The 12435-nt window shown below is 41.5% G+C and carries 11 protein-coding genes; 6 read left to right on the forward strand and 5 right to left on the reverse strand.

Translation table 11 applies throughout. The features are described 5' to 3' along the window. Positions 1-81 precede the first annotated feature (81 nt). Positions 82-696 (forward strand): Rpn family recombination-promoting nuclease/putative transposase, encoded by a 615-nt coding sequence (locus tag V5J77_RS16310; protein ID WP_338551888.1) that lies wholly within the window; start codon positions 82-84, stop codon positions 694-696. A 408-nt stretch (positions 697-1104) separates the two neighbouring features. Here the strand turns inward: V5J77_RS16310 and V5J77_RS16315 are convergent, their stop codons facing one another. The 4 genes from V5J77_RS16315 to V5J77_RS16330 are packed head-to-tail and all read right to left on the reverse strand — an operon-like array spanning position 1105 to position 4786. Next, entirely contained in the window at positions 1105-2028 is a 924-nt protein-coding gene (locus V5J77_RS16315) for a DUF4435 domain-containing protein (RefSeq protein ID WP_338551889.1), read from the reverse strand. 1 nt (position 2029) lies between these two features. Next, complete coding sequence (locus tag V5J77_RS16320; protein ID WP_338551890.1) at positions 2030-3379, reverse strand: AAA family ATPase; 1350 nt, start codon at positions 3377-3379, stop codon at positions 2030-2032. 19 nt (positions 3380-3398) lie between these two features. Next, positions 3399-3827, reverse strand: a complete 429-nt coding sequence (locus V5J77_RS16325; RefSeq protein ID WP_338551891.1) for a hypothetical protein — start codon at positions 3825-3827, stop codon at positions 3399-3401. Positions 3828-3847: 20 nt separating this feature from the next. Further along, positions 3848-4786: an AAA family ATPase gene (locus tag V5J77_RS16330; protein WP_338551892.1), complete on the reverse strand. Its 939-nt coding sequence runs from the start codon at positions 4784-4786 to the stop codon at positions 3848-3850. A 429-nt stretch (positions 4787-5215) separates the two neighbouring features. Between V5J77_RS16330 and V5J77_RS16335 the strand changes: the two genes are divergently transcribed. Together V5J77_RS16335 and V5J77_RS16340 are read left to right on the forward strand one after the other, a co-directional pair. Then, the gene (locus tag V5J77_RS16335) at positions 5216-5515 is read left to right on the forward strand and encodes a hypothetical protein (RefSeq protein WP_338551893.1); all 300 of its coding nucleotides are present in this window, start codon (positions 5216-5218) and stop codon (positions 5513-5515) included. Further along, a protein-coding gene (locus tag V5J77_RS16340; protein WP_338551894.1) for an IS3 family transposase occupies positions 5475-6595 on the forward strand; the annotation gives its coding sequence in 2 pieces (ribosomal slippage) (positions 5475-5724 and positions 5724-6595; 1122 coding nt in all). Before V5J77_RS16335 ends, V5J77_RS16340 begins: the two co-directional genes overlap by 41 nt. Before the next feature lie 62 nt (positions 6596-6657). Here V5J77_RS16340 and V5J77_RS16345 read toward each other — a convergent pair. Further along, a complete protein-coding gene (locus V5J77_RS16345) occupies positions 6658-7884 on the reverse strand; it encodes an MFS transporter (RefSeq protein WP_338551895.1) in 1227 nt (408 codons plus the stop codon). A 126-nt stretch (positions 7885-8010) separates the two neighbouring features. On the opposite strand from V5J77_RS16345, the gene V5J77_RS16350 reads away from it, so the two are divergent. From V5J77_RS16350 to V5J77_RS16360, 3 genes are all read left to right on the forward strand, one after another. Beyond that, the gene (locus tag V5J77_RS16350) at positions 8011-8898 is read left to right on the forward strand and encodes a LysR family transcriptional regulator (protein ID WP_338551896.1); all 888 of its coding nucleotides are present in this window, start codon (positions 8011-8013) and stop codon (positions 8896-8898) included. Positions 8899-9119: 221 nt separating this feature from the next. Beyond that, positions 9120-9737, forward strand: a complete 618-nt coding sequence (locus tag V5J77_RS16355) for a TetR/AcrR family transcriptional regulator (RefSeq protein WP_338551897.1) — start codon at positions 9120-9122, stop codon at positions 9735-9737. Between the two features lie 118 nt (positions 9738-9855). Continuing rightward, positions 9856-12192, forward strand: a complete 2337-nt coding sequence (locus tag V5J77_RS16360; RefSeq protein WP_338551898.1) for an MMPL family transporter — start codon at positions 9856-9858, stop codon at positions 12190-12192. Positions 12193-12435: the final 243 nt, after the last annotated feature.

Raw genomic sequence — 12435 nt, forward strand, 5'->3', positions numbered from 1 at the left:
GTTTTAAATCTGACAGTCCAAATGCCTCACTAGCATTCCATGATAAACAAACATATTCAAGCAAAGACCACGGAAAGCAAATTGATTAATACCGAAATGCAGTTATTTAACCGATATGACAATGAGAAGCGTACCTTGTATTATTGGAGTAAACAGTACGCTAGCCAGCTTGAAGAAGGGCTGCCTTACAAGAAGCTAATGAAGTGTGTCACGATCAATATTTTGAATTTTTCCATTTTACCCAATGACCGTTATCATAATGTATTTCATCTGCGTGAGGATTCGAGCGACATTCGGTTAACGGATGATCTGGAAATTCATTTTCTGGAGCTCTCGAAGCTGAATCAGCTAAGGCTAACTCCATCAAACGGATTAATGAATGGGTTACTTTTTCTGAAATGTGACAATACTGATAGTTGGGAGGTGCTGAAAATGCAGGAGCCCGAGCTAGGTAAAGCAATAACTGTGCTGGAATTTTTGAGTCAGGATGAAGAAGCTCGGCGTCAATATGAAATGCGCCAGAAGGCTTTACATGATGAAGCTTCATCCATGGAAGGCGCAAGAGAAGAAGAAGAACGTCGGGGTGAGCTTAAGGTCGCAGCAAAAATGCTCGCTAAAGGTATGGATATCAAGACTGTATCCGATATTACCGGCATATCCATTGATGACTTAAAAAAATTACCGCAAACCCATTAATATAGGCTGTCAGGGACAATCGCCCTGGCGGCTTTTTCTTTGTTATATTGCGTAATTTCTAATTATGTGAGGTATGTTTTTTATCCCGCGGCAACAAGCCGAGTAAACATGTAAACCACAGACATTTTTATTCATGTCTCATTCAATGTCTGGCCTCACTTTTTAGGCGAAAATAAATACCCTCCGAAGAGGGCGTAATGTGCGGTATTGGTGGAGGATAGGGGGATCGAACCCCTGACCTCATCGCTGCCAGTGGAGAGATGGGGGTTTGTACGTTAAGAGAAAAGCGGAAGAAAGCCTTATGGGGCAAGGCTTTCTCGAGTTTTTTATTTCTACGTTCGAATGCGCCGCGGCCCTCGGAAATGAAAAAGTGTGACCAGAAATGTGACCAACCTTTTCTATCTGCATCTATGCTATTACAGCATTACATCTAGCCAAAACATAATTTTTAAGACAAGGCGGTGTATCTGCAAAACCCGATAAATCTGACAGAATATTAATTTTTGTTATAAACAACTTTACATTTATTCGATCTTTAAAATACTCATTATTACCTTGTTTCGCTATGTGAATAAGTTTATCTAAAAAAATACGATAGAATTCAATTTCAAATTTCCCTCTGAAAAACTTTTGATAATCTATGTTGATATATTCCTTTTGCTTTTGAATTAATAATTCTTCTGGTATAGGATGCGACTTCTTAAAATATGAATAAAGAGTATCTAAATCATACTTAGCTTTAACCTCTGATAGATTAATTTCAAAAAAATCAGTCAACTTAATATCTGATAAATTTAATTTAGCTAATTTACTATCTGATTCTCTTTCAATTTCTCGCTGACAAGCAATAAATACATTCAATAGTGTACTCTCTGTATGGAATTCTCTTTGTCTTGCATATAATAAATTCATACACTTTTGGTATGCATCATCTGTTCTTACTAAACCGAATTCAGTTAATAAAGTTCTCTCAAAAGCACTAGAAGTTGTATAAAGATTTTCAACCGAATAGCAAGGTGTTTCGTAAATCGCCTCATCTTTTAAGGGCAAATCAAAGTCTTTGTCTACAAAAAACAAAGAAGTCAGTTTGCTAAAATCGTCGCTTTCCTCTAACTTCCTTCTAAATTTAATAACCCCTTTCTTACCTCCTGAATCTACAAAGTTCGCAACTCCTACCAGATTTTCAATACGAGATCCATAATATTTGATATCTTCACCTTCCACAAAACAGATAGGATATTCTTTATATTTATTATATAATTTAATAAACTTTGCCCAATGAACAGAAAAACTATTTCTTTTACTTCTTTCTTTTTCTACTTTTCCGTTCATTTCAACCTTCCTTTTCTGTAACTTCTGTAATGTACATTTCTAATGATCTGGCATAAGAATCTAAACTATTATCAAAAATAAAGGGCGAATGTGTGACAGCAAACAAAAAAGAACATTTTTGAGAAGCCAGTATATCTGGTAGCAATTCGCTTTGCCACTCAGTAGAAAGGGAAAGTTCTGGTTCATCAAAAATAATTATAAACTTGGAGTTTGTAGTATCTAAGTATAAACGTGAAAATAAGGATACTATTTGTTTTTCGCCTGATGAAAGTGTACTCAGAGTTATCTTCTCTTTAACTTGTTTTCTATTCCTGTAAAGTGTTAATTCAACATTACTTTCATCATAAATAAATTCTTTCTTGCTGACCTTTAAATATTTATTACAAGCTGCTACAAAACCCTTAATTGCATTATCAAGTTCCTTTTGTTGGTCATATATCTTTACTAGATTTGATAAAAAATACAATAACGGAGCATACTTCTCGCTATTATAAAATTCATCTGATGCAACGAGTTCAGAAATTTGCTCCTTATTTTCCTGTTTTAAGTTGGTACCTATCCTGCCCAAAACAATTTTTAATGCCTCTTGATTATTTAAGCTTTCTTTCATCTCTTCATTGACACTAATACCAGTAATAAGTTGAGATAACATTTCACCATTCACTTTAGAAAACCATTTAATAGAAATTTCCTTTATTTTACTTTTCAATTCTTCTATTAGTCTTTCAACATCATTCAAACCAAATTTAATTAACAACTCATCATTAATATTCATTCTTTTAAAACCTAGGTTATTTAAATCCTCTTCGATCCTTCGATAAGTTGGAAAATACAAAATTTCATCATGTACATTTTCTTTAACGATATCCTGATCAAATTTTGATTCCTTAGTTACTACAGGCATTTCACTAAGTTCCCTGTATACAACTCTTGCTGGTATCTCTACAGAATCATGATTCTCAGAAAAGTACTTATAAAAATCCTCCATACTTTTTGTACGTACTACTCTTATTAATTGGAATAACTCTTTTTTAGTAAGACTAGAGGAAAGACGATTAAAAGCATAACTCTCCCTATCAGGTATTAAATATGAATCCAATTCATTCCTTACAATATGTAAAATTGCTCCTGAAGAGAAAATCAACTCAACGCTGTTAAAGGGTAAATTTATCAACCTAGAGTAATTAAGGGTCAATGTGTAATACAAAATATTCAATATAGTCGTTTTACCGGTACCGTTTTCACCCATTAAGATTTTTACATTTCCATCAAAGGGAATTAGCACCTCCTCATTTCCAAATAATCCCGTTATCCTTAAAGACATAATTGAGTTTTCATTTTCAAGTTCCATTAATTAAACCCTCTCTTTTTTAATAATAATTTTCCTGATTTTTATTTTTTATTTTGGTATCTTTTATTGCCTGTGATCGTACTCTAGCCCCCACTGTTTCTTCCACAATTTTTTCTATTATCCTTTCTTTACTTATACTGCTACTTACGTATATATTAAAATAAGTGCTTAATTGAATTAAGTCACTTTTCTTTAAATTACTTTGGATAATGATCATTTCCGCTTCACTTCGGTCATCTAAAACATCTAGTTTCTTAATAATATCATTTAAATATATATTATCATTTTTACTATGAAGTTTTTTATTTTTGTTTTTTTCATTATCCTTTGATCTATATAATAATTTTCCATTCCCATTCAATAACTCTTCATATTCAGTGTCAGTAAGTTCTGTTAAAAAGTTCGAAAAGACTTTTAACAGTGTGGCTAACTCAGATCTAGTATTCAAAATGTTAACCTCCCAAAGTATTATATCCCTAACCTTTCACGAACTTCTTGAGTAAATGCTTCTAATTCTTCTCTTACATTTTGATAAGTTTCTAAACTTACATCTTCAAGTACAACAGGTACTCCGGTTTGAGGAGCATCAGAAAATAATGTTTTATTTTCTCTAATGATAGTATTAAAAACAGGAATGTTTAATCTTCTTACGGTTGAAATAAACTGTTGTTGTGCTTTATATGGTGTTCCAGAACGAATACCAACCATTGTAAATACAACACCTTCAAATTTTGGATTAACTTCACTGAACTCATTGTTATATTCATCATTTCGAGCTTTCTCGTTATACTCCTCAACTAATTCATCCACATTTTTTTTCAGTTGTTCCATTCCTATCGTTGACAAGTAATCTGACTTAGCTGGAATAATTAATATATCGCTTGCTATAATAGCCGTTTTAGTTACGATATTAAAATTGGGGGGACAATCAATTAATATTACATCGTATCCTTCATCATCAAGTTGCTGTAATCCTTCCTTCAGCCGAGAATGTACTTTAAGAAAGTTATATAAATTCGTTCGTTTGCTTCCTCCCCATAATTTTGCACTTAATTCTAAATCAGCTTCAATTAATCCTAAATGAGAGGCAATTAAATCTATCTCCCCCTTGGATTTAAGTTCGGCTAGTCTCAGATTGACTCTATTAGGACTAATTATTATTTCATCTAGATTAAATTCATGGTCATCATAGATAAATGCATCAAACCAATTTTTAATTGTCTTATTTTGAAAATTCTTTTCCCAGTCTTCAACTCTTAAAAAGGAAAAAGTCAAGTTGGTTTGAGGGTCTAAATCAATCATTAGAACTTTGAAGCCCTGAAACGCTAATTCACCAGCTAGATTTGAAGTTACGGTTGTTTTCCCAACTCCACCCTTATAATTAATTATTGAAATTACTTTAGTCATCTGGATCCTAACACCTCTCTATTACTTATTGAGCGTTGATTTACTACAAAATCATACATCTATTAAATATTAATTACATCTTTCAAGCAGAAAAAATCCAGCATTGAATCACACACAACAAAAAGTCCAGATGATTCCTACACATTCTGTCATTAAAGATGCCTGTTCAATAATACGTTGCTATCTAACATTATACACATATGTATAGTTCACTAGAAGATGTCCAGATTCCTTCATTTGTAACTAAATTTACAGCCAGTACATGAATGACTGCTATAATAGTACAATATGTAAACTTAAATATATATTATACCCTGATACCTATGCATGATAGGTAGTCCTCGCAAGAGACTAATCATGCAGGAGCCGGACACAATCAAATGTGTTCGGCTCTTTCTTTTCCAATTTCAATTATCAGGAGGAGTCAAAATGAACTCACAACAAAATGAAAGCTTGAAGTCGCTTCTGTCCCAATCTCTGAGAGAGCGGCAGGACAGCTATACCATTCAGCGGATATTTGAACAGTTTCCTACTACCTCGGAACTATTAGATGCTACTGAACAGCAACTGACTGAGATTAAAGGAATTGGCAAGAGCAAAGCGCGTCATGGATCGGCTACACTTAGTTGGACAATAAAAATAAGGGCTTGTAGAATGGATCTATCATACGAAGGAGCGGATCTCTACCATGTCCAAACAACAACGAAGAACGTTTACAGCCGAGTTTAAAAAACAGATGGTGCAACTCTATGAAAATGGGAAGTCCAGGGCAGCCCTTGTGGAGGAATACGACCTCACAGCTTCGGCTCTAGACCGCTGGATCAAGCAATCGAAGGCAACGGGTTCCTTCAAAGAAAAGGACAATCGTTCGCCTGAAGAAAACGAATTAATCGCTTTACGAAAAGAAAACCAGCGTCTCCTGATGGAGAACGACATTTTAAAGCAAGCCGCACTGATCATGGGACGAAAGTAGTTATCATCCAGAATAACCGTGATAAATACTCGGTATCAGCAATGTGTGACGTCCTCGAAATCGCCAAAAGCACGTTCTACTATGAAGCCAAGGAACAGCCCACAGAAGAGGAATGTACGAAAGCTATCGTGGAGATCTTCCACAAGAATCGAAAGGCCTACGGTACGCGAAAGTTGAAGGCGACGCTTCAGGAACGGGGGCTCATCGTCTCCAGACGACGTATAGGCCGAATTATGCGAGAGCAGGGCCTTGTCTCTACGTATACCATTGCCCAATTCAAGCCCCACAAAACGGCTTGTAATGAGGCAAAGACAGCATATGTATTGGATCGTGAGTTTGAACAAACGGAAAGCAGACGCTTCGTTGTCAGCGATCTGACCTATGTGAAGGTAGGGCACCGGTGGCACTACGTTTGTGCTCTCATCGATCTGTTCAATCGAGAGATTATTGGTCATAGTGCAGGCCCGGCGAAGGACGCTGCTCTGATTTCCCGTGCCTTTGCAACGGTTGAGGGCGATCTCAGCCAGATTCAGTGGTTTCATACGGATCGCGGTAGCGAGTTTAACAACCACACAATGGACCAGCTTCTTAAAACCTTTGGCATCGGCCGGTCACTCAGCAAGAAAGGATGTCCCTACGATAACGCCGTGGCTGAAGCCACCTACATGGTCATGAAAACGGAGTTTATCTACCAGATGGAATTCCGAAGCCTTCATCATCTGGAATTGGAACTATACGATTACATCAACTGGTTTAACAAGCATCGCATTCACGGATCACTGGGTTACATGACACCTGTTCAGTATCGTCAAGCAGCCCTTAAAAAAGTTGTCTGATTTAATGTTGACAATCCAAGCTAAGACCCCTTGATAAATCTTTATGCTGGTATCCAGCACACCTATACACTTGCCTCCCCCTCACTCTTCCCCCCAGTAATAACCACCTGCACCCCAATCATCACCACAATAGCAGCAAGCATCGCAACAAGCGCAGCCATAAAGCTCCCACTACTATCATAAATCGCCCCAATTAATAAGGGTCCCATAGCACCTATAATGTAGCCGCCGCACTGAGACATCGCCGACCATGCTCCTGCTTCCTCTGGCGTATCTGTCTCGACAATTGGCAGCATAAGCGCCAGTGGAAACAACCCTCCTGCCCCAATGCCTAACATGATTACTGCTGGCAGCATCGGCAGATGCAAAAGCAGCATAACAATCCCGATTAGCTCGGACACACTGCAAAGAACCAGATAAAACCTCCGTTTCCCCGACCTGGCAACAAGGAAGGGAATCGTCAACGATACAGGAATTTGAATAATCGTAAAAACGGTTAGGAGCATAGCCGCGCTTGCTGCGCTGTACCCGAAGCTCAGGGCAATCGGTGAAATCCACGCCGTAACCGAATAAAATATACTGGCCATTAATCCAAAAAATAAGGTCAACAGCACCGCCTTTTTATTGCGAATCGGCAGCCTTGAAGGAAGTTTGGAACTAGCTCCTACCAACCCTCCCTTTTTGACCTTGTTGATCTTGTTGACCTTGTTGCCCTTGATCCTCTCGATCCCCTTACTCCCCCTGCTCCCCAGAAAAGCTGACCAAACGATTAAAGCAATCACGCCGAAAATAGCCCAAATGGACAAAGTCAGCGATAAGCTATGATTGCTGCGATTGTATAGAGGTATAGCAAAAGCAGAGGCAATGGCTGCTCCTACAGTCATCGAGGCGGAATAAACACTGACAATTCCGGGCTTCGTGGGAAAATACTTTTTAATAAAGCCCGACAGCAGCGGCCCTGCTAAGCTAATCCCGATACCGCCAACTAACGCAGTTATAATCAGTATAAAAACGGAGCTAACGCCCCCCCGCAAAGCGGTTGCCCCTGTAATAAGAAATAATGCGATAAAAATAGTACGCTCAAGCCCTACCCGATCACGTAATGCGGTTGCCGCTGGAGCAAAAATCCCCATGCATAATACAGGCAAGGTCGTTAGCAGACTTGCGGTCAGCCCACTCATTGCTAGATCATTTTGCATCGTGCGAAGCAATGGAGCAACCGATGTAATAATCGGTCTTAAATTTAAAGCTGCAATAAATATGGCTAACAATAAAAAATATTTTTTCATAGCGGCTGCCTCTCTCTTTTTAGCTGTGTAACTCTTCATCAAGTATATGGCGCCACCTTTCATTGATCAATCCTATAATATCTATTATTATGATAGTAAAATACTATCATAATAAGGAGCCGCAACATGGACAATAGAAATATACAATACTTTATGGCTGTATTTGAGCTGCTTCATTTTACGAAGGCTGCCGAAAGGCTTGGCATCTCACAGCCTACTTTAAGCCAGCAAATTCGCATCCTTGAAGCCGAGCTTGGTACGCCGCTTTTTGACCGCATCGGTAAAAAGGTAGTAGCAACGGAAGCAGGCAAGCTCCTCTGGCATTATGGAGGCAAGATGCTGCAAGCAGAACGTGATGCCAAAAATGCGATAAAGGAGCAGCTATCTGGAGAAGGCGGCAACGTCCGTCTAGCCGTACTGCCCTCGGATTTGGATTTTCAGCTCGTCCCGCTGTTCGTTGCATTTAAGGCGAAATATCCGCAAATCCAGCTGCAGGTTTTCTCCACTATACATGTTCATGAAGAGGTGCTTAACCATAAAGTCGATATCGGCATTAGCTTGCGGGGCCCTGCGGATAAAAGATTAGTCCAAGTCCCGCTTGGCTCGGAGCCCTATCATCTCTTCGTTCATGCAGCAAGCGAGCTTGCTCACCGGAAGGAAATTTCGCTGCAAGAGCTGGAGCAGCATGCTTTAGTGATGTATCCGAAAGGCTTTCTCGGACGTGATTTAGTGGATGAGGTTTGCAGCAAGGAGGGATTCGAATTAGCTACCGTTATGGAAACCAGTTCAGCCCATTCCTTGCTGCAATTAGTTTCTGCTGGGGTAGGCGCTACTATACAGCCGAAAGGCTTGCTTCGTCAATTCCCCGAACGGCTGGACATTGTAGCTATACCCTTTACAGGGCCTACGCCTTTCCGCCATATGGAGCTGATGTACTGTACAGATCGCTTCATTAGCCGCTCGCATCAACAATTAACGGATGGGCTGATTGATTTTTTTCGCTGGGAAAAATAGGACATAAGCTTCAACAAGGCGATTAGCCGTCTTCCAAGAAACCCGAGCCTTATCAAGACCTCGGGTTTCTTTTTTCATTTCATGTACACCTTGCATCGTAACGTTCACAATTTCGAAAAACTTGCCCATTGTGCATTTTTGCATTTTGGGCAATAATATTCAAGAGTGTTGTATAAAATAAGCTTTGCCCATTTATAAAGCTCACAAAGGAGGTATCGTCATTGATTACTAAACAAACCTTGCGAGATAGGAAAAAAGAAGTTACAGCCGCTGCTCTGGCTGAAGCCGCCTTCGAGCTCGCGCTTGAAAAAGGCTTGGACGGCTTCGTAGTCGACGACGTTGTGCAGCAGGCTGGATATTCCAGACGAACGTTCGCCAACTATTTCTCCTGTAAAGAAGAAGCCGTTGCGGCCGTCGCTGTCCCTATTACAAGTGTAGAGGAATATGAGAACTTACTTGCGGGCTTGCCACAAGCAGCAACACCGCTTGATGTTTTGTACAGCCTATTGCAGATGCAGTTTACCGCTGAGTTTCTGCTTAAATTGCGTCAATTCATCTCCCTTTCCAAGCAGTACCCAACACTTGAACCGTATATCCTTGGTGTATTCCGCCGTTTGCAAATGGCTGCTCAGGAAGCATTGGAGCCCTTCGCCCGCGGACGCTATAAAGACGGGTATACCCATCTTCTCGTCGGCGCCGTTTATGGAGCGTTTGTACCCATACTTGACGGCAGCTTGAACGTCCTGCTTCCGGGTGAGACAGAAGCTGAGCCGACAGCTTCGATCCCCTTTGATCAATATTTGAACTCCATGTTCGATTATTTGCGAAACGGCTTCTAGCTACTATTGCTACTATTGCTACCATTGCTACCATTTCCGCTATTGCCGCTATTGCCGCTATTGCCGTTATTTCCACCTTTGCCACCATTCATCATGATATAAAGGAGATTAACCTCACATGTCAACATTTTTGTACAAGCTAGGGAAAACCGCTTTCGACAGGCCGTGGCAGTTCCTCATTGGCTGGATCGCCATTGTTGGAGTCGTAATTGCCTTGCTCGCAGTCAATGGCATTCATTCCACCTCTGAAATGAAAATTGCCGGTACAGAATCGCAGAAGGTACTCGATCAACTAACGAAAGAGCTTCCTGAAGCTTCTGGCGGACAAGCCAGCATTGCTTTTACCGTTCCAGAAGGTGAACGTTTAGATACGCCGGAACGGTTAGCTTTAATCCAAAAGGCCGTTAATGACGTTTATCAAGTAGACTATGTCATTAATCCTGCCAAATTGGCTGCGGAAGCTGGCCTTTCGGCTGCTGACAGCAGCCAAATGGGCGCTGCATCCGCACAAGCAGAACAAGGAACGCAAGCGAGCCAGCCAAGCACCGCTGAAATACCTCCCTATGGCCCGTTGATCATAGATGGCGTTCCCGTATTTGGCGTCATGCTCTCATCTGACGGCAGTCTCGCCCTGTTCCAGTTCCAATTCACCGAGCAGCAGGCTTCATTGCCTAAATCCGTACCTGATGCTGTAATCAGCGCCGCCGCTGCCGCCCAGCAGAACAACTCCGGCATTACAGCTATACCTAGCGATTCGCTTAAGAGCACGCCGGCCATCGGTTCGACAGAAGCAATCGGGCTTCTCATTGCAGCCGTTGTACTCATTATTACACTTGGCTCTGTTGTTGCTGCGGGTCTGCCGCTGCTTACCGCTATTTTTGGCGTAGCGATCAGTATTGGAGGCGCATTTGCCCTTTCGAAATTTATTCCGATCAATGACATTACGCCTATTTTGGCGATCATGATCGGTCTTGCTGTCGGCATCGACTATTCCCTGTTTATTGTAAATCGTCAGCGCCGCATGATTTTAGATCAGGGACTAAGTGCTCGCGAAGCTGCAAGCAGAGCGGTTGGTACCGCTGGCAGCGCCGTATTTTTTGCAGGCTTAACCGTTATTATTGCTTTGTTCGGCATGCTTGTCATTGGCATTGAGTTCTTGTCTACGATGGCAATCGTCGCTGGAGTGACGGTTTTCATCACTGTGCTGCTAGCACTGACTCTGCTCCCTGCCCTGCTTGGCCTCGTAGGCGAACGTATTTGCTCAACTAAAGTCCGCATGAAAAACAGCAGCACAGGCGATAAAGCTCAGCACGGGTTCTCCATTCGCTGGGTTAAAGGAACGGTGAAATTCCGCTGGCTAATAATTATCGGAGTGATCATCGTTCTAGGCACGGCAGCGATTCCAGTTGCGAAAATGGAGCTTGGCATTCCCTCTGGCGCCTCGGCAAACCTGGATACGTCTGCTAGACAAAGCTATGACGCGATTTCCAAAGGCTTCGGAGAAGGCTTCAACGGTCCTCTGCTACTGGTGGGAGAGACGAAAAATGCCTCCGAGCCATTCACTCCTGAAAAACTCGGCATGCTCGTTCAGGAGCTGCAAATGCATGACAATGTTTCACTCGTCACACTAATGGGTGTGAACAAAACGGGCGATATGGCGATTATTAGCCTGATTCCAAAAACAGGACCAACGGACTTAGCAACGAAGGAGCTAGTCAACGATCTGCGCGCCCCACAATCAAGCATTGCGCAAAATACGGATGTGAAGCTGGGCGTTACCGGGTTCACCGCTATTAATATTGATATGTCGTCTAAGCTGTCGGAGGCGTTCCCTCTGTATGTCGGCATTATCGTCATCCTGTCCATTATTATTCTGCTCTTGGTGTTTCGCTCAATCATCGTTCCCATTAAAGCGACGGTCGGTTTTATACTCAGCATACTTGCAACGTTCGGCCTTACCACAGCGGTTTACCAGTGGGGATGGCTGCATTCACTTTTCGGCTTTGACACAGGAGGCCCGCTGCTAAGCTTTATGCCTATCCTTGTCACCGGCATTCTTTACGGATTAGCGATGGATTACCAGGTTTTCCTAGTAAGCTCTATGCGTGAATCTTACGTGCATGGTCATAGAGGAACCGACAGTGTCGTACACGGCTATGATCTAGCAAGCCGCATTGTTCTTGCCGCCGCTGTCATCATGGTATCCGTCTTTGCCGGATTCATATTCGCACCTGATGCCATGATTAAACAGATCGGCTTCGCTTTGGCGATAGGCATACTTATTGATGCCTTTATCGTCCGTATGACGCTGGTTCCAGCCGTCATGGCCATTTTCGGAGATAAAGCATGGTGGCTCCCAAAATGGTTAGACCGTTTGCTGCCGAACCTTGATGTCGAGGGCGATAAGCTGATTACCGCACTGAATGCTCAGGCCAGCAGTAATAGCAAGACGTAGATGAACAAGTCCGCTTCACGAGCGACCTTTACTGTATTTATTTTGAAGCCAGTGAAGGTTGCAACCAAACAACGGATATGGTAGAATTCACTAAACTATGCGATAGGAGCTGAAGAGGATAATGTAGACTTTCTTGCGGAACGTTTGAAGAATAAAACGCTATGTTTTGTTCTTTGCGTGCAAGAAAGTTACTTATTCTTTTCACTCAAATAGATTGGCTTATTTGGCCCGCAGCGGGCTAAA

The sequence above is a fragment of the Paenibacillus sp. KS-LC4 genome (assembly GCF_036894955.1).
Lineage (GTDB): Bacteria > Bacillota > Bacilli > Paenibacillales > Paenibacillaceae > Pristimantibacillus.

Coding starts and splice junctions, on each gene's coding strand:
- V5J77_RS16350 (WP_338551896.1), top strand. CDS start 8,011: ATGGACAATAGAAATATACAATACTTTATGGCTGTATTTGAGCTGCTT.
- V5J77_RS16320 (WP_338551890.1), bottom strand. CDS start 3,379: ATGGAACTTGAAAATGAAAACTCAATTATGTCTTTAAGGATAACGGGA.
- V5J77_RS16335 (WP_338551893.1), top strand. CDS start 5,216: ATGAACTCACAACAAAATGAAAGCTTGAAGTCGCTTCTGTCCCAATCT.
- V5J77_RS16330 (WP_338551892.1), bottom strand. CDS start 4,786: ATGACTAAAGTAATTTCAATAATTAATTATAAGGGTGGAGTTGGGAAA.
- V5J77_RS16360 (WP_338551898.1), top strand. CDS start 9,856: ATGTCAACATTTTTGTACAAGCTAGGGAAAACCGCTTTCGACAGGCCG.
- V5J77_RS16345 (WP_338551895.1), bottom strand. CDS start 7,884: ATGAAAAAATATTTTTTATTGTTAGCCATATTTATTGCAGCTTTAAAT.
- V5J77_RS16315 (WP_338551889.1), bottom strand. CDS start 2,028: ATGAACGGAAAAGTAGAAAAAGAAAGAAGTAAAAGAAATAGTTTTTCT.